At 50.0% G+C, this 19,106-nt stretch carries 12 protein-coding genes; 2 read left to right on the top strand and 10 right to left on the bottom strand.

Annotated features, from left to right (window positions below; all coding sequences use genetic code 11):
- Positions 1-582: 582 nt before the first annotated feature.
- The 9 genes from NDI52_RS22130 to NDI52_RS22090 all read right to left on the bottom strand — a co-directional run bounded on the left by NDI52_RS22130 (position 583) and on the right by NDI52_RS22090 (position 16,104).
- Positions 583-2,976: a hypothetical protein gene (locus tag NDI52_RS22130; RefSeq protein ID WP_190775047.1), complete on the bottom strand. Its 2,394-nt coding sequence runs from the start codon at positions 2,974-2,976 to the stop codon at positions 583-585.
- Positions 2,945-5,251: a WD40 repeat domain-containing protein gene (locus NDI52_RS22125; RefSeq protein WP_190775046.1), complete on the bottom strand. Its 2,307-nt coding sequence runs from the start codon at positions 5,249-5,251 to the stop codon at positions 2,945-2,947. The genes NDI52_RS22130 and NDI52_RS22125 overlap by 32 nt, the downstream gene beginning before the upstream one ends.
- A gap of 83 nt (positions 5,252-5,334) precedes the next feature.
- Complete coding sequence (locus NDI52_RS22120) at positions 5,335-6,543, bottom strand: DUF4159 domain-containing protein (RefSeq protein ID WP_190775045.1); 1,209 nt, start codon at positions 6,541-6,543, stop codon at positions 5,335-5,337.
- A gap of 600 nt (positions 6,544-7,143) precedes the next feature.
- A complete protein-coding gene (locus NDI52_RS22115) occupies positions 7,144-7,836 on the bottom strand; it encodes a DUF928 domain-containing protein (RefSeq protein WP_190789199.1) in 693 nt (230 codons plus the stop codon).
- Between the two features lie 126 nt (positions 7,837-7,962).
- Positions 7,963-10,365, bottom strand: coding sequence for a CHASE2 domain-containing protein (locus tag NDI52_RS22110; protein ID WP_242035592.1), 2,403 nt, complete (start codon positions 10,363-10,365; stop codon positions 7,963-7,965).
- Entirely contained in the window at positions 10,331-11,488 is a 1,158-nt protein-coding gene (locus tag NDI52_RS22105) for a DUF1822 family protein (RefSeq protein ID WP_190775043.1), read from the bottom strand. The genes NDI52_RS22110 and NDI52_RS22105 overlap by 35 nt, the downstream gene beginning before the upstream one ends.
- Positions 11,489-11,508: 20 nt before the next feature.
- Positions 11,509-12,708: a sigma-70 family RNA polymerase sigma factor gene (locus NDI52_RS22100; protein ID WP_190775042.1), complete on the bottom strand. Its 1,200-nt coding sequence runs from the start codon at positions 12,706-12,708 to the stop codon at positions 11,509-11,511.
- Positions 12,709-12,769: 61 nt separating this feature from the next.
- Positions 12,770-14,188, bottom strand: coding sequence for a CHAT domain-containing protein (locus NDI52_RS22095; RefSeq protein WP_348256520.1), 1,419 nt, complete (start codon positions 14,186-14,188; stop codon positions 12,770-12,772).
- A 590-nt stretch (positions 14,189-14,778) separates the two neighbouring features.
- The gene (locus NDI52_RS22090; protein WP_190775040.1) at positions 14,779-16,104 is read right to left on the bottom strand and encodes an MFS transporter; all 1,326 of its coding nucleotides are present in this window, start codon (positions 16,102-16,104) and stop codon (positions 14,779-14,781) included.
- A 507-nt stretch (positions 16,105-16,611) separates the two neighbouring features.
- On the opposite strand from NDI52_RS22090, the gene NDI52_RS22085 reads away from it, so the two are divergent.
- Both NDI52_RS22085 and NDI52_RS22080 read left to right on the top strand, forming a co-directional pair.
- Positions 16,612-17,901, top strand: a complete 1,290-nt coding sequence (locus NDI52_RS22085; RefSeq protein WP_190775039.1) for a glycosyltransferase — start codon at positions 16,612-16,614, stop codon at positions 17,899-17,901.
- Positions 17,888-18,085, top strand: a complete 198-nt coding sequence (locus tag NDI52_RS22080) for a hypothetical protein (protein ID WP_348250404.1) — start codon at positions 17,888-17,890, stop codon at positions 18,083-18,085. Before NDI52_RS22085 ends, NDI52_RS22080 begins: the two co-directional genes overlap by 14 nt.
- 101 nt (positions 18,086-18,186) lie before the next feature.
- Here NDI52_RS22080 and NDI52_RS22075 read toward each other — a convergent pair whose 3' ends face one another.
- Positions 18,187-18,933: an SDR family oxidoreductase gene (locus NDI52_RS22075; protein WP_190775038.1), complete on the bottom strand. Its 747-nt coding sequence runs from the start codon at positions 18,931-18,933 to the stop codon at positions 18,187-18,189.
- Positions 18,934-19,106: the final 173 nt, after the last annotated feature.

Below are 19,106 nucleotides of genomic sequence, written 5' to 3'. Positions count from 1 at the left end.
TCACCTACCCAACTACACGTCCGCTTTCCGGAGTTTATGCAAGGTCAGTTAGAATCCCAGTCATTTAATTTGTATTATTTATGGAGAATAGTTATGTAAGCTGAAACCCTTTAGATAGAGACATTGCATATAACGCCCTTACCTGTTGGGTTTCAGCTCTTGCGATCGCTTAATCTATACTTAAATTTGGCTAACGTAATCCTGTAATTTTTGAGGCTGCCACTTTAAACAAAACTTTAAATAACATTAGGAGGTTTCTGCATAAGAATTTACCCAGAATGTTGGTGCTTTGCCCGCGAAGCGGGCAAAGCACCAACATTCTGGGGGTAATTTCATTACTGGAAATCTCCTTAGTTCGGACAGTTTTTGTGAAACCCTTGATTTTGCGTGCGCTTCACGCACGCAAAATCAAGGGTTTCACAAAAACTGTCCAGAATATTGAATAAAAGAAGTCGTAGTTTTTCAAGAACTACGACTTATCAGAGTTGACAAGTTTATATCAATAAGCTTTTGAACAGAAGGCATCCTATTTTTGTAAATGCAAGAAGTTTCGCCTACCGCATTCACAAAACAGAGTTTTCCCTAATTTTGAACGGGAATGGGCAGAATGAGTTGTTTAGGAGATGGAGATGGAACCGGACTGACAGGATTCGTCGGCTCAGTAGGCGGAGGCGCCGGTTCAGGTGGGGGAGCAACGGTTTCTATGAGAATTGTTCGTGTCATTTGTTCTCCTGATGGGTTGGTTATTCGTAGTGTTAAAGGTTGCTGTCCCGGTTGATCATTCAGCGTATATTCCAGAGAGCCTGTTGCTGGAACTGACCCCGGTGCCGGGAGAAGTTCAACCTGGGTATCGGGGTCTGATTCAATCTGCCATGAAAACGTGATGGTTGTGGGTTTATCGGCAGACAGCTCAATGCGATGGGTAGGGTTTTGTCCTACATCCTCTCCGTTGATCTGCAACGATTGCACTTTAGGGGGAGTTGCCTGAATACGAATGGGGGGTGTTTGTTTTATGGTCTGCTCTGACTGCTTGGCAATTAAGGTGAGTTGAAAGGTGTAGGTTCCAGGCCGAGTCGCTGAAGTTGGTACATTGCGGCAGACCAGACGTGTGGTCATGGAGCAGAAGCCTTGCAGCTCAGGCGGAACTCCATCAGCCAGGGAGTAGCGTTGCATCGCATCGGTGATCGTGCCATGTTCTGTAATGCCCATCACCTGCACCTCTTGAATTTGCTCAGGAGAACTAATCTCCCAATTGAGGCGGATAGGCGGTGCGATCGCTCCCTCCCCGACTTCTGACCCGGATTGATACGTCGCAGCAGTCGGAGAAAACTGCACGATCGCAGGGTGAGATAGCGCGGCGATTGTCAGGGAATCTGTTGTTCGTTCGTCTACAGGTTGAGTGCGATCGCTCCTGGAAAATACTTGCAGTCGAAATGTGTGGGTTCCGGGGGTGGCTTGAGCAATGGGCATGGCCCGGCAGCTTAACTGAGTGGTGTCCTCCTGCACGGCGGCGCACAAATCTTGCTGTCCAGCACGACGCTGGAGTTCTTTCGGGATGCTGCCTGCAAAAGTGTAATTCTTGCGGCTGACTTCAGTTCCTTGCTCTAGATGAATAATAGTAATGCGATCAATATCATTCAAGCGGTTAATTGTCCAATCCAGGCGCATTGTCTCGTCTTTGCCTGCTCGATAGGTTAGCGGTTCCCCCGTTGTTGAATTAACCGTCGGGTTAATGGCCACAATTTGAGGTTGAGGAACAGGGGCGGGAGCGGGGCGTTTGAAGAGAGTGAGCCATACCATGAGGGCGATCGCCCCTACAGCCCCTAATCCTGCCAGTACCAGCAGCACCAGCATCCACCAGGGGCGTGCTTGCCAAAGAATAACCCCCTGAGCGGTTGACGGTATCTTTGGCGCGTCCATCGCACCCGAAACCTCTTTCAGGTGAAGGTCAAATGGAATCTCTCGCCCCTTGCCCCACCAGGGACGAGCCCACCACTTTCGGGGCATGGTATGGATGACGAGTGGCTCACTATGACCCGGCTCCAGATGCAGTACAAAAGGCTCAATCCGGTAGCGAAACTGGTGTTCAGGGTCAATGGCATCCACAATGAGTTTACGAACGACATTCCCCTGATTGCTGATTTGCACATCAAACAGACCAGATTCGCTGGGAATGCGGCGTAGGGAGGGTTGAAGCTGTACATCCAGGCGATCGCTCGTCAGAATTTGTAGATACACCACATCCAGTCGTTGCAGGGTATCGTCATTGCTAGAGGTGAGCCGGAGGGTTGGAAAGTAGTGTCCGGCAGTGGTAAATTGCGGCGGGTGCAACCTCAAAACAATGGAACCGCTGCTGTCAGGATTCAACTCCAGTCCATCGGTTTCGCTGACCAAACCGGGATTGTCTAAACTGCTTTCGGGATAGCGGACGGTGAACCAGGACTGCGGCAGTTCGGGACAGGTGAGGTAGAACCGATCGACCCGTTTGGAGCAGTTTTTTATGTGAACTGTCACATCTAAGGCTTCCCCTGCCTGAAGGCGATAGGGATTAGCTGCCTGGGTAACGGGCTGCACCGAGAACAGGGGGTCAGTTCCCCATTCCGCATCGTGGGTCGAGGGTAGAACGCGAAACTGTTGAGGGCGGCGGATGGGTGGCTTGTCTGGATACTGCGCCTGGGCATCCACCAGCACTTCGTAATGGTACAAATCAGGTGTAGCCTGTTGGGGAATGTCGAAGGTGAGCATCACTTCCCGGCTTTCCCTTGCCTCTAGACGAAACGGGTTGCGTTCGCTGAAGCTGCACCACCGCAGGATGGGTTCTGCCTTTTGTTCGGTGGCAACAATCCACAAATCAACTTCAGCGGGGCGATCGCCCAGGTTCTTGACCACAATGCTCCGTTTCAGCGCAGAACCCCGTTTGGCTTCGTGATTCGCCGCTCGATCTTCAATAAATAGTGGGTGTGTGGCAAGTGGCATGGTTCTCATCCTTTGCATCGTTGCGGGTATGAATGCGGTACAGCATGACGCGATCGCGATCACCGTCACTGGTAATCACCAATGTGTTGTCTTTTTGAGTAATATCGACGCTATTCAGGCGAATTGGGAAATCTGCCAGGCGTACACCATTGCGTTCATGTTCCGAACGTTTTCCATTCTCCAGGGGCCACAACATGACACGTCCATCGTCCCCGGTACTGGCCATATAGCATCCGTCAGAAGTGAGGGCAACGGAACGCACAGGTTGCTTGCTATGACCGTCGCGCCATTGATCAAGGATGGGCAGATTACAGATACCCTCCGCATCGCCCTGTAGCTGGCATGGGCGCTTTGTCATATCCCACAGGGTGATGTAACCCTGGTTATCAGCGGTGGCCAGAAGATTTTGAGCGGTTGCGACGCTGGCGATCGCCTGCTCCTTACCCATAATGGGTTGCGAGAAGGCATAGGGGGGCGTTTCCCAGTGATAGGGGACGTTGTAAAGGCGATTAGCATTCCAATCCCACAACACCAGCTGATTAAATTGCCCTGCTACAACTAACCATGGGGGAGCTTGATCGAATTCGCTGAGCGCAAGGGACGATACGGCAAAGGGGAAATAAGTTCGCTGCGGTTCTTTGGCGGTAGCGGGGAACATTTCACCCAGGGATGTACGAATTTGACGACCGGCAGTTTGGGATGGAACCACAGACCAGCGACGCACCATGCCACTCCCATGTCCACTGAACAGCAGGTTTGAATCCTGAGTAAACACCAGATCAAAGACACGATCGGTTCCCTGGTAAAGGGTTTGCTGTGGTTTGGTGAACGCAGTATCCCACAACTGAATGGTGCCATCCTCTAAACCTACGGCCACTAAATTATTTTTGCGTCCGTGGCGGATTACCCGGACCGCTTTGCCAATGTTCTCACCGATGTTATCGGGCTGAATCAATCGCTGAGCCTGCCATTGCCAATGCAGTAGGCGATCGGGTTGCCACATGGTTCGATTCACAAACCAGCGTCGTACCGTTTCGTCGCTAGAACCGCTCAATACCGTTGTGCCATCGCCGCTGAACCGGACAAAATTAACGGTGCTGTGATGTCCATCAGACCGGAGTAACCACAGCATCCAGAGCAACAGCAGGAACAGGAGCGCACTTCCTAGTTGGGCAAGCGGTGGAATGAGGGGCGGAATGCGTAACTCCAGGGTTTTGCTATTGGGCTGTAGTTGCACGGCTGTCATGGAGCTGTCGCTGTGCATCGGGGTTAACTCCGGAGTCACAGGGAACAACACCCGTCGGGGCCAACCTAACCAGGGTCGCCGCCGTTGAACAACCAGTGGGGCTTGCTGAACTTCTCCTGGATGAAGGCGCAGGGGTGGGGGTGGAATGAATGGGTGGGGGCCTTCTGAAGGGGCGATCGCGATCTCTTGCGGCTGGTTACTCCGATTCTCAAATCGCAACTCATAGATAGCTGTCCCTACAGCCTTACGGAGGCCCTTGGCGGCGATCGTTTGAACCTCAGGTTGGCATTCAAAGGTGACAGCCCCTTGCGGTAATACCTCTAAAACACCCTGCTCACGAGCGCTGTAATAGTTTGCTGGCGATTTGACCTCTACCGTGAAGGGGTAAGGTTGGCTAAGGGCGGTATAGTGCGGAGGGCGGCAATAGAAGCTAGTTTTGAGGGAATCTCCGGCTTCAATGGTCAATTCCTGTTCAATGGAGGCTATATCCCGTGAGCCCGTCATCCAACCGGGCTCAAGCCCCGTCAGGCTAACAATAACAGCATTCGATTTGGAATCGAGGTTGTAGAGGATAACAGGAATCTCGATTTCATCCCCTGGAAAAACCTTCAAATCCTTATTAGGCAGAAAAATGCGTAATGATCGACGCGGCTTCTCGACCAATAAACTAATGGGTTGACTGGTGAAGAGAGTGGCATACTCTACCGAAAAAATTCGCAGAGTTAAATCCAGGGTGGTATCGTAGGCCGGAATTGGCGGTTTCTTAATAACAACGTGAAATTGGGTTTGGGCACCGGGTGGTTTCTTGGCACAGATCTCTGGCTCGATGCTGTACCAATCTCCTCCCGCTTGTGAGTCAAGGCCAGGAGCCAGTAACTCCAGTTGAAAGCTGGTAAAGTAGCGACTCGCATTGATTACGACCACATCAAACTCGTGCTCATTGCCCGACTTCAGATCGGGATCGGCGGCCAAGTCTGGAATTAATCTGAGCTTCCGTTTAGAAACCGTGGCTTGAATTCGGTTTTCCATCCTTCCATTCCTCTAGCGGATCGGGTGAGCATTGTGCTCCCATCCTTGTCAGTTAAGGGATTTACAAATTGTGGGCATTGTCCCTACGACAACGCAGGCTGAAGCAACTGGGTCAGGTGTCGTCGCCGCCAGGCAAAGTGCAACAGGTTGATGCCAAATTCCTGAGCTGTGCGAATGTCATTGCGCGATCGCATTCCTTGAACATCCGGTGCCCAGGCCGATGACAGCCCTCCAGCCACAAAGATAATTCCGCCACCACACCAGACTTGGATGGATGTCTGATCTACCTCTGGAAGCGCGGCAAAAAGGAATGGATGCGATCGCACCGGATGGTCATTTGATAACTCATGCCAGGATTCCAAAGCAGTCTGGAAGCTGTGTTCGATCCAGTTTTGAAAGTTGGCGATCGCAAACTCGTTTGTATCCAGCAATTCAATCAGCACCATACCCCCCTGAGTCAGGTACTCACTCAAGACATCCTGTTCGGTGCCGCTGAGCTCCGATACATGATCTGCATCAAGAAGCAGGAGATCGTAGGGGGCGATCGCTTCAGCCTGTAGCGACAAAACATTAGGAGCGGCTATGCCCTGTAAGCTGGGATAAAGGGCCGAGGTCGATCGTGCTAGAAATGTAACCGCTTGCCCTTTTGATACCCCGGCTTCTGTGCTCTGGGGTTTGATCTGAGCCAGATGGGCCGTGGCGATCGGCTTCGTTTGAGCCTGTAAGCGATGGCTCATATCTAACTGATTCTGCACCGGGAAAAGAACGTCATCTGGACGCTCAATCTGAATGAAATTGTTGCTTAGCTGAATACGACACAGTTCAATTTCGTGGTCCTTGGGTGGTGTCGTTTTTTGATCGAAGCGAAACTGTTCTCGCAGGACTTCAGAATGGGGTTGATAACTTGGAGCTTCTGGTTCTACATAACTAACTACAACATAAACGGTAATACTCCCTGCTATAGGAGGTTTAGCTGCAATGCGATAGGTGCGATCAACGGCTTCATCTACGATGATGACATTACCTTCTACATCAATGGCAATGCCAGGCTGAATTTCAATCCACCGTTGATCGCGAAACCGCGATTCTGTAGAATCTGGTGGGTCTATAATCGTGATGCCCAACCCACAAACAATGCCAGGTTGGTTGAGGGATTGATAGTGCACATTTTGCCGCTGTCGATGGTATGCATGGGCCAGTGACCATCGTTGGGCGTTGATCATCAAGCTATCGTATACGTTTAAGCGTTCGAGAGGTTTAATATCGGGGGCAGGAAAGTTGACGAAATTCATGGCTTTGGGGGTAAGGGTGCGATCGTTTTGATCATAGGAAACTGCACCCTTCAAAACCTCTAACAGATGTCTTGATAGCCGTCTTAAAAAAGTCGAATTTAATATCGGACTTTCGTCATCTCCTGTAACTAATAGTCACGACTTTAGGAGATTTCTGAGAAAAAATATCCCCATTATTTGGAAAAAAGGCACGGCTTCGCCGCGCCTTTTTTCCAAATAATGGGGAAGTTCTTATCTGGAAATCTCCTTAGTATGCTCATATTCGACAGATACTGACATAAGCTGGGATTGATCGCTCAGGTCTGGCTTGGGGGCGCGTCGCCCCCAACCCCCCCTGACTGGGGGGACGGCTGCCCATCCCCCCGGCCCCCTCTCGGCAAGGAGACCTTGCAGGGGAGGCGTTAGGTCGCTTCGCTTTACTGGGGTTTTGAAGCAGACCCCGGCCTTTCTGGGGTACAGGTTTGGGCTTATTTCAGTGCGATTTGCTTATACTCAGATTTTGCGCCAAATTCCAAGAGCCTGATTTTGTGCGCGAAGCGCACAAAATCAGGCTCTTGGAATTTGGTTTTAGAAAGGTGCGAGGTGTGAGCGATCGCTATATCAAGGGGACGTCTGACAACAGGCTCCGATGGGTCTGTTAGGTAACTGATGGAGATTGACTTGCTGTAATAAGTCTGTCCAGGCTGCGGCGATCGCCTCATCTCCACTCTCCCCGTACTGTTCCCCCAACAAAGACAGAGCATCATACCAGACGCCACCTCTGGCATAGGCCGCTGATGTCTGAAGAACATCGGAGGTTTCCTGGGGAATGGATAATTCCGTCCGTTGAATGTAGGCATCAACTCTTACAGGTACATCCGGCGTTTCTGGGTTGCAGAAAATAGAGACTGTCCAGTGATACACCGTCCCCGTAGATAGCGCAGGGGTATCTTCAGGAAATGTCACCCGAAAAGCTCCTGGCGCTGTTGCTGTACTGGTGAGCAGGGTTCGGTAAATAGGCTGGGGATCTTCGCTCCATAGGGTAAACTCGATGGGAACCGCATCGGCTAAGCCTGCGGGTGCGGATAGCCAAACTGTTGGGTGGGATCGGGTGGTGAGCCCCCATTGAAATGTGCGATCGCCCACCTGCACTGTCGGCACCAGAGCCGTAACGTCTGCATAGCGTTCGCATTCTGGACTGCGAGAGCCGCCTCCCTGGCCTCTACCTCCCGGTTCTCCCACAACGGGTGGTGGTGGTGGTGTAAAAGTCCCTCCGGTTGCACTAGATTGAGCTGCGACACGAACAGGTATCAAACTAAATGATAGTGGAAAGATGCACAACGAACATTGAACAAGAATATGAAAGATATAGGTTGAAAAACGAGAATAATATTTCATGGTATAGCGCTCCTCTTATGAACGTGAATGATGAACCTGCACCTACAAATTTGAAGATGAATGGAAACGAGAAAGGTTTAAGCGATAGAGTAGAAAACTAAGTAGAAGAGTCGCAATCGCTGGAATACAAGGAATCCAAAGACCCTGTAACAACAATAGATAACAGATCGTAAGGTTTATGACTATAGCACAGGCGATCGCTCTCCTTTGCCATCTAGACATACCCCATGCTAAAACTCCACCCAGTCCAGCCCATGCACTAATCCAGATCAGCTCAACGAGAGGATGCCATACCTGCAATAGAGGACGTCCATTCAGCACAGCACTCAGAAGCTGACTTGTCATTTGGGCCTGTAATACAACACCGGGAGGACGGGCTCCAAAGGCTCGACCGTAAGGGGTCATCCAGCGATCGCCCGTGCTGGATGTTGCAACACCAATCAGTACAATGCGATCTTTTATTGTGTCAACTGGCACTTCTCCTTTGAGAATCTGCCCCACTGTAACCTGCTGAGCGACTTCAGATAATGTGGGTGCAGCTCGATAATTGAGTAGGATTTGGCTACCTCGTGCATCGAGAGATTGGTAACCTCCAGATCGGGATCGCAAGGCATGAAAGGTCACATCACCCAGTTGCAGTGCAGAGTCGGGGGTAAACTGAGGCGAAATTCCCTGGGCATGAAGATAGCGAAATGCTAATTGCACACTTAATGCATAGGGAGTAACGCAAACCGAAGCAGAATTGGGGCTGGTAAATAATAAGTGGCGACGAATCACTCCATCGTCATCCTGTACAACGTCACTAAACCCCAATTGAGCCGGTTCAACCTCTGGTGGTGGCAGGACACCTGAGGGGTCATCCTGGGTATCAGGCCGTTTGCAAATGGCGACGAGCCGTTGGGATTTAAGCTGTGAAGCTAACTCAGGACCGGCTGCAAAATCATGATAAATATCCAACCCAATAACCTGGGGTTGAGCTTGCTCAATCCTTTGCAATAGGCGGCTGAGGGTGCGATCGGAAAGGGAACCCTGACGGATAGCTTGGCCTTCTGCTCGAATGTCATCTTCGGTTACGTTGACGATTAACAACCGTGAATCTGGTAATTCAGCAGGGCGTCGTTGCAGGAATTGGTCGAAGGCGGCTAACTCCAGGGGTTGCAGAAGGCCGAGCCAGCGAATGGCGGCGATCGCCCCCACGGCCAACAGACTACTGAATCCAATTGCAGCCCGTTCACGGGGTTGAGGCAAGCGTGGAGAAAATTGGCGATCGCGATACCAATCCTGCCAAAAGGGAGACTCCTCTGCCGGATTTTGACAAATTACAGGTAACCAGGTCGCGCAGGGAAATTCATCTGCCCAGGACTGTAAACGCTCACGAGCTTGACGTACTGAAGCATGCAGCGATCGTCCCCCCGAAAAAGCTGCCAGAAACGATTTGAGAAATTCCTGGGCAATGCGATCGGGCACCGATTCACGCATGACAATAATATGGGGCAGGTGTAATTCCGCCAGGTCATGAGCCAGGCTTAATCCATCGCAAGAGTTAAAAATGGCGAGTTTCAAGCCATGACGGATCGCGGTTTGTAGGCCATATTTAATTTGCTCAATAGACAAACGCGCATTTGGGTTAATTCGGATGTAACCCTGATCCTGGCTAGAACTATGCCCTGCAAAAAATAGGATGTCCCAATGGCCCTTCCAGAGTTGTTCACTGACCGTTGCCTGATCAGGTTCCACTAAAAATGTAATCTCGCTGTGGGGCAGTTGTTGAAGGAATTGCTGGTCGGCATCCGTATCAATGCCCTGGCGATCGCCCAAAATGGCAAGAATTCGTACTTTGGCGGGTAGGGATGCGGTGGAAGTGGAGGGCGATCGCCCATAATTAGCCGGACTCAAAGCCAATTCAGCCAAAGGATAATCATCTAAAAACTCCCACAGGTGCCAGGGTAATCCTAAGGCTTCATCCGTCTCAGCCGTTACAATGAGGCGAATATGGTCGTCTGGATGGAGTTGGGTGCGCAGTAATTGATCGACTAATCGGAAGAGATCGTTATGTAGCCATTGGTTAAACTGTTCCTTCAATTTTTCACAGAGCGTTAAAAACTCTGAGCGAGATATGACGGTGATATCCTCCTCAATAATCTCAAAATCATCACTCCAATCATTTCTGATGGGTGTTCTAACCTCATGCTTGAGTAAGGATTTTCGCCACCCCATTCCTGTATAAAGTGTGAGATAAAATTGCCGCCAGCGATGATGGCTTGCCTCAAGATCAGGTGCTGGGGGTAATGCGCCAATTCGTTGGATTGGCGTTAACTGTTTGGGTTGCCAGATCTGCACGGTAACGCTGCTAAAGCCCTGTGCAAGACTTCCTTTACCTAAGTTCAGCGTCACCCAATACATCATGGCCTTATCCCACAAATGACTCCAAAAAGAGCGGTTCATCCAGTGCGACCTGAATCCAAAAAGGTTTACCTGCCGGACACACAAACCGTTTGAGTTGAATGAAGTCTGCATCTTCGCGGGCCTGCACCCATTGCACCACTTCGCCTACATCGGTGAGTAATGCCAGGGAAAGATTGGCGGGTAGGGGGCGATCGCCCGGATAAAGGCGTACTCGGATTTGGGACGATCGCTCTACCTCTGCCAAGATCACCATCAAGATCACATGGTGACCGTCTCCTAATGCAATCGAACGCGCCCGTCGCACAGCCCCATCGCTGTCGGTGCGATCGCGCAGGCTATAGGCTAACTGAGGTTGAGTCTGGATTAAGTTTTCTAGGGCTTCCCATCCTTCCTCAAAGCGATGTTGCAGCCAGTTCACGAGTTTAACGCTTGAAGGAAGGAGCGATCGCGCCTCCGATGTCCGCCATTGCTGGTACAACTGCTGTCGCGTTTCACCGTGGCAAAGCAGTTCACTCCATTGAGTATAGGGAAGCGTCAGCCGGGGTGGAAGAAGATCAGAGAGCTGGAGAAGGGATTGAATTTGCGGTGGAGCATGGGCCGGGGCAGGCAATAGTGATGCCTGAGTGGATTCAGTGGGATTCAGTTGGTGGATAACCCAGAGTGCTGTGACATCTCGAACCAATTGAGTCGCATCCAGAACGTAGGAGCGATCGCCCGCCTGGTATTCACCTTTTGTTTTAAGCTGAGCATGCGTTGTATATCCCCAGAGGCGCAACCACTCGCCTTCGGGATCGATTTGTACAGCCACAAAGTAATCGCCAGCCCATTCAGCCAGGTCAACCCACTCCTGCGGCACAATTAATTCCTCGGTATCAATTTGCTTGCTCGGAATGAAGACAAATCGCTTATGGTTCAGGGCGATCGCCGTACCATTCACAGCCCCCCATAACTCCGGCAACTCATTCGCCAACCAAACCCGCGCCGAGAGGGAATAGTCCGTCTGGAGCCAGAACAACACAGTTCGGATACACATACTGTTGAGGTAGGCATTCCACCGCCCATCGGGATGGCGTAATTGCCGGCTCTGGCGATCAGCCTGTGCCCGGATAGCTGCCTCTATCTGTAAAACAATTTCGGTCGGTGAGGCATACAAAAAGACCATGAATCGACTCCTGAACTCGGTCAGCGATGAGTTGGAACGGTTGGAGAATCAGCCGTAGGAAGATGGTGATACAGCCAGTCCTCCAGTAGAGCGCTGATACTGTTCATTACGGTCGAACTGGGCTCGATATGCAGGGTCGATTGACTCCAGCGCACTACCGCGATCAGCAGTTTTTCCCTTGCCTTTGATAGGCGGCGCGATACGGTGTATTGGGGCAAATCTAATTGTTGAGCAATCTGCTGTTGCGTTAACTGCTGCTGATAATACGTTTGAAGAAGATGTTGGGATTGTGAATCAAGCTGTCCTAGTGCTGCGGAGAGGATTTCGTTAAGCTGCGATCGCTGCTCCTGTCGAACACGCGTGTCTTCCTGTTCCATCAGCATCGTTAGAGGTGGCTCTTGCTGGGCAGGTAGCTCACTCTGCCAGTCACTTTCATCTTCAGATCGAGGAGCATTCAACGACAGAAATGTAGGGTACAAATAAGTTCGAACTTGTTTTGCACAATAAAGCAACCAGGTTTCCATCGTAGCCGCATCGATGGTAGGGTCTTGTGGCGATCGGCGCTGGTTGTAGCACTGAACCAGGGTTTCCCAGTCTTCCGCATCAGGTCGTTGAATGCGCTGACGGTTCGCCGAGCGTAGCAGTTGATAGCCCGCCTCGTAGCTCTGGCAGGCCAGGACGTAGCGGGCGATCGTCTCCGCAGACAATCCCACCTGCTGCAACGCTTCCTGTATCCGCTTGCGGCTTACCCGCAACAACAAGGCCCAATCATTACACAGATTAACGGTCTGCTGTTGTCGCAACGAATCTCGAATAATATTCTCAAAGGCAATTCGGCTATAGGGTTTCAAACTAACGTGATGATTTGGGTCACAGGCTCGTAAAACCTTTGGAAGTTTTTCCAGGGCTATCTGGAAGCCATCAAATAGGGGGTTGCCAGTCTGGGCAACCCGTTGAGCGGCCCAGTACCCAACCTCTTGGAGATAAGCACTCAAGTGAGCCAGGGAAAGCTGTTGTGAGGATGTCGTTTCTGTTGCCAACCATTGGTGATGCCAGTAAACAGCCCAAAACGCTTCAGAACTGGTTTGATGGTCTAACTCAGCCATTCGCATCTGCATACTACGGCGCAAGCGTCCGTCTACAGCCCATCCTTCGGCGCGATCGCCCGCGAACTGTAGGAACGTTGTGAATTGATCCATAACGTCTTGCCGAGCCTGCATAGCGTGGAATTCCAGTGCCTCTCTAACGACAAGCGATAGCGAAAGACCGGATGCCAGCGGTCTACCATGGGTTTCCGATCATTGTAAACCCTGACCAGTAGTAAGGATGGGACAAGCGAGTGGTTGCCATATCTACCACTTCAGACGGATGTGGAACATTTCGTAGGACTTGCTGAATTACAGGATTATCTAAATTGAGACGGCCCTGAAGCAAGGCGAGTTGAGTTTGGCGTAAGGCTTCTCCTTTCGTTGGAGCCGTTTTTAGGTTCTGATAAAATCCTGTCATGAGCGCCACTGTTCCGCTGTCGGAGACTTTCCATAGACTTGCCAGTGCGGCTTTGGCTCCCGATTGTACGGCTAATCCAGCAAACCCTAGCTCGGCATTCGTATCTCCCAAAGCGGTACGACAGGCACTCAGTACCAGCAATTCTACAGGAGGAGCCTGTAAGTTCATGTCCCGAAGCTGGTCTAGCCAGAGGCGGCGATCCCAAAACTGAATGTAGGAATTTTGAACCGAGCCAGGTGCAAAATCGGCATGGGTTGCTAAGTGAATCAGACTAAAGGGTTGGCGCGATCGCTGCTGTCTCAAATTCTCCACCGTAAACTGCTGATTCAAGCGAACTTCACCCGGCCACAACTGACGGATAGCTGCCAGCTCTACAGGGACAGCAGGAAGGGGTTCCTGGTTTTGAAACTCTGATGCACCCATTGCTAAAACTTGCGCCTCAGAGAGCTGTGAGGGGCGGCGATCGAGTAAGTTAAACGCTGGAATAATGCCAATACTGTATTGCTCGATGAGGAACTGCTGACCATCATGCAACGCGGCCATGGGCACACTGCGTAGCTTCCCGCCCAAACAGAAGATCAAATTCGTAATCCCCTGTTCCTCTAACACAGGCTTTAGGGGCTCGATAATCCATCGATACAACTGCTGTGCTGGGGGTAAATACTCACTCGTAGACGTATTGATATTGACCAGTCCCATCCGTAAATTGCGAGTCGTGGTGGTCAAAACTTCAGCAGATGCTTCTGTAACCCGATGGTGACGAAGTTGCCCGCTAGGCAGGAGCAGAATTATTTCGAGTTGCTCAGGAATCGATACCGCATAAATGAGCGCTGATCGCTGCCCTGTCGTACTAGCGGTTTGTCTCAAACCTTGAGCAATTTGCTCAGGAGGAAAAAGCTCAGTTCTGAAGTATCGGCCATAATATTCATTTAGCTGTTGCCGCCATCCCTGCTCTAATTGTTGAACTGCTTCAGCAACATTTCCTGCATCTAAGGATGCTTTTAACTGCTGTGGGTTCAGTCGGAGCGCAGATAATGGGGGTGCATTTGGTATTACTGGACTCTGAGTTTGTGCGCTGAGAGGCAATCGGAGCAATAGCGCAACGCAAAGAGCTAAAAGAAAGCAAAAAGCCGCTCGATAATCATGTTTCATTATCAGTGACGCTAATCGATGGGGATTTCGCAGCGATCGCATAGAGACAACACTTTGCGATTCTGCTTACAATTCTCTCAACCCTTGGAACGATTCAGCATCAGAGTGAACGTAAGCTTAAACGGATTGAATTTTACCTGGATTTGCTGATAGAGCACTTAGAACTTGATCCATATGGGAGGCGTAGTCCATACGCACCACGCCTCCTATCCTATGTATCTTCACATCAAAGCAGTATTACAGCTCTCTATCTAATCTTTGGGCAATGTCGCGAATATCGCGTAGATACACTTTAATTTTTCCAAGAGTCTCAATAAACCAGAAAAAGAGCAGAATTTGTAGTACAAATACGACGAGTGCTAATTCCATGGCTTTACTGCTCATCTTATATAGAGAATAATTTTTTGGAATGTTGCCCCTTTCAATTCAAGTAAGCCTAACATCCCAACAGGTTTTGAACCAACAGAGAGGGTACCATTTCAGCAATTCTCAGTATAGGCATCAAAGCCAAGAGTTCACGCCCTACGGGCGTGAACTCTTGGCTTTGATGCCCGAAAACCGCCCGCCAAAGGCGCGCGGTTTTCGGGCCTGATTTCAAAATGAGAATTGCTGGTACCGTTTGGATTACGTCGCTATTTCTCACTCAGGCACAACGATCTTTTGTAAAGCTTCTGGTAATTAATGGATAGCTTTCGGTATGAGCGCGATCGCATCGCCATTAAAGTAACCACGAGCCCAATACATCCCGTTACGGTAAATAGGAGTGCTATTCCGCGATCGGTTCCGGTTCCAAACCAACCACCGATCAGATCAGCACCTGCACCGGTTGTCATAAAGGGGATGAAAATGAACTGGGCGATCGGCCCAATCATAAACGCTGTAAGGGGTGATGCGGCTTGCTCAATACTCTGGGCAACGCCGAAAACGCGTCCCTGACGTTCTAGAGGTATAACAGTTTGTAGAATCGTTTGCTCTGCTGCCTCAACGACAGGGATCAAACAGAGGTACATAAACATCCCTACTGCCAACAACCCCACAGATGCCTGGATCGTGAAGCCAGCGGCAATAATCCACATCGCAATATTAGCCACAAACAATGTCTTCAAGGGGCTTTTCCCTAAGCCGTTTCGGGCAACAAGCAACCCACCGACAATGAAGCCTAGGCTTAGGATTCCCCACAACAACCCCCAGATTTGGACTGAAACCAGTGACAATCCATAGGCATCCATTAGGGACATGAAGACCCCGCCTAAGAAGTTGTTAAAGCAATTAAAGAAAATAAGCCCAAATAGCCCAGGGACAAGACGGATTGCACGGACAGTTCCCCGTAGGTCAATATTTTTCGTTTGATGCTCAGTATGTGCCGTCCTCTGCTCTGGAATGTGGAGGGTTGTGAGATGAAGGATGACGGCAATGGATAAGGCGATCGCTCCAACCAGCACCCAATACACCCCCAGAAACCCAATTGCCAATCCACTAAAGATGGATGCTATCAAAAAAGAAACACCGTTCGCTGTACCTACCAAACCATTCGCCTGATCACGCTCTGCTTCAGGTATCAGGAGCGTAACGAGAGTAGGAAGGGCGATCGTACGAATGTTTCCGGCGATCGCTCCCATTAATGTCAGAACAATAAAAATCCAGAGTGCAATGCTAGATACATTTGAAAAGATAGCCGAGGGTGTGGAAACAAAAAGGATATAGGCGAAGGTATATAAAATGAGTGAAACATAGCTTGATAACAGCATCGCTGTTTTCTTACGATACTGATCAACTAATGAGCCAAGGAAGAAGCCAGAAATAGCGACTGTTCCAACATATATCCCTGCCATCATCGAAGTTGCTAGTACTGATCGGGTTTGCAGGTATACCCAGAAGGTAACGGCAAACCAGACGAAGTTATTGGTGAGTGCTGCGATGAGAGAGTTTACCAGGGTGGTATAAAAAACTTTTGCCATAGCAAATCGTAATAGGGCTCAGTTCTATCCGTGCTCTAAATTCCTAAAGACCAAATGCGCTATTAACTGAGCAATTCCTACTCTAGTTATAGAATTGAAAGGGAATTGAGAAATGAAATCTTCGTTTTGGAGGTCAATTTGGGATGTAGATGTAGAGCATCACAGTTCCTCCACTTGTTATAGCCTTTTTAGAGTAGCGATCGCCTCCTATTATGGCCTCACCCAATGGCATGAGGTTTGTCTAGTAGGCTGCGGCCTAAGTTCGCAACCTATGTTTTTGTGTAGGGTGCTTCGCACCCTACACAAAAACATAGGTGATGGATTTCCGCCTCAGCGTACTAGTCTTTCGGAAATGAGAGTGTTGTCTGAGAGCCGAAAGTATATCCTTCGGCGATCGTGCTTCATCTGTGTTGTCTTTGCTTATTTGCGCTCTACTCAAACCAGGATTATCCTGACAAGAGTATCCGGGCTATTATCTAAAGCTTATTAAACTTAATTGAGATTTATATGATTCAGTCTCGTAGGATTACCGTCTTAGCAATTGGTTCAACTGGAGATCTCTACCCATACTGCGCGCTGGCTTTAGGATTGCAGGAAGCTGGACATCAAGTTAGGGTAGCCACAAATTCTAATTTTGAAACTTTTGTGCGCGGCCTGGGTTTAGATTTTGCGGCGATCGCTGGAGACTATCAAGTTTTACTCCGTTCAGAACTGGGGCAGAAGCTTCTTCAAGGCGAAATGGTCAAACTGATTGAGGATGACCTGTTGCAACAGCAAATGAACGATGCCCTGGCAGCGGCTCAAGGCACCGAGGTTTTCATTTTTAATCATCTAGCAATTTGGGGTTACCATGTTGCTGAACGTCTGGCGGTACCCAGCTTTTTGGCTCCAACGGTTCCCCTCAGCCCTACCCGGCAGTTTCCCTTTCTCAATTTTAGTGAGGATACAGTTAACCTGCTCAAAGGCGGGCTCAACTATGCTAGCTACCTCTTAGTGGAACTGTCAGGTGCATGGCAAAGCCACACCCTCATCAACACCGTTAGAAAGGCATGGGGCTTATCACCACTGCCAGCGCTTGGCCCTCGCTTTAGAAGTGATAAACCCCCTTATCTCTCTCCCTTACCCATACTCTACGGAGTTAGCCCATCGATTATGCCTAAACCCAGGGATTGGCGAAGTTCAATTTATATGACAGGTGCGTGGTTCCTTGATCGCTTGGAGCAGTATGAGCCTCCAACCGCATTAGTCAAGTTTCTAGAGGCTGGAGAAACACCCATCTGTATTGGCTTTGGAAGTATGGCCGATGCAAATTCAGAAGTATTAACTGACATTGTGATTGATGCAGTTGCGGCATCAAAGCAACGAGCAATTCTGCTGTCCGGTTGGGGTGCTCTTGGAAGGATAGAAACTGCTGGTCTCTTTCGAGATCAAGTTTTTGTGGTGGAATCAGTTCCCCATAGTTGGTTATTTTCCAGGGTCAAAACCGTCGTACATCATGGGGGGGCAGGCACGACAGCTGCTGTTTGTCGCGCTGGGCTTCCTTCAGTCGTGGTTCCCTTTTTTGCAGATCAAATTGGATGGGCCAAACGGCTGCACCAATTGGGGGTCAGCCCAGAACCTATATCAAGAAAGCAATTGACCGTTGAATCCCTCGCTGCGGCAATTGAAACCGCGACAGGCGATCCGGTGATGCAGCAAAAAGCAGCTCAGCTTGGGATGAAAGTTAACAACGAGAACGGCGTGCAGCAAGCTGTTTCGGTCATTCATCAACACTTGGAATCGATTGCCATCGGATGAGGTGTTGAGTGGGTATGAGATAGCACTCGTCCTACCCTACTACCGCTTCTCAAACTCTGGCACCCGTTGTGTAATCCTCGCTGTCCCTGCGATCGCTCATCCCTCCACTATCCATATCCAGCTGTGGTTACGGCTTCCTATTTTATCCACCCCTGATTCTCAATACTCTGGACAGTTTTTCTGAAACCCTTGATTTTGCGTGCGCGAAGCGCACGCAAAATCAAGGGTTTCAGAAAAACTGTCCGAACTAATGATTCTGGTTGACTGTCCAGGTTTTTTTATCTGCTACTTGCCACCTGCTACTTCAATAAAGCTTCCTGTTGTGTAAGATGCTTCATCTGATAGGAGCCATAGGATTGCATGGGCAACCTCCAGAGCCTGCCCTCCCCGCTTCATGGGAACCGAGATTTTAACACGTTCTACCCGATTCGGCTCGCCGCCGCTTGCATGAATATCGGTGTAAATGAAGCCTGGGCGAACGGCATTGACGCGAATTCCTTCGTCAGCCACTTCTTTGGCCAGCCCAATTGTGAGTGTATCAATCGCCCCTTTTGAGGCGGCATAGTCTACATATTCGCCTGGAGACCCCAATCGCGCAGCCACGGAGGAGACATTGACGATAGCTCCTCCGCCTCCTCCCTGGTTAGTAGACATCCGTTTGATGGCTTCCCTTGCACATAGAAAGCTACCAATAACATTGGTGGCAAAAACGTGGTGAAGCCGAGCTGCATCCATTGCTTCTACTTTTTGTTGCTGTTCCAAAATACCGGCATTATTGACCAGTGCTGTGACCGTTCCTAATTGTTTATCAACAGCTTGAAAGAGGGCCACGACTTCCGATTCAGAAGCTACATCTGCGGCGATGGCGATCGCTTGTCCCCCACTTTTTTCAATCGTCTCAACAACACGTTGGGCGGCTTCTTGACTGTGACGATAGTTGACGCAGACAGCATAGCCTTGCTGAGCTGCGAGACAGGCGGTAGCTGCACCAATGCCTCGGCCTGCCCCCGTAACGATGAGAACTTTTTTCATGATGCTGTAACTGAACAGCCCCTATCTTATATTATGTCAGCAGTTCTTATTATGAGCTTCAAAGCCAAGATTGCGCGCCCGTCGGGCGCGCAATCTTGGCTTTGAAGCCTGAAAACCGCTTGCCGAAGGCAAGCGGTTTTCAGGCCTAATTTCATACTGAGAATTGCTGATAT

The organism is Leptolyngbya sp. PL-A3, from assembly GCF_039962325.1.
GTDB lineage: Bacteria > Cyanobacteriota > Cyanobacteriia > Elainellales > Elainellaceae > Vacuolonema.
Note: the sequence above shows the minus strand (reverse complement) of the source record. Positions and strands in the feature narration are given on the sequence as shown.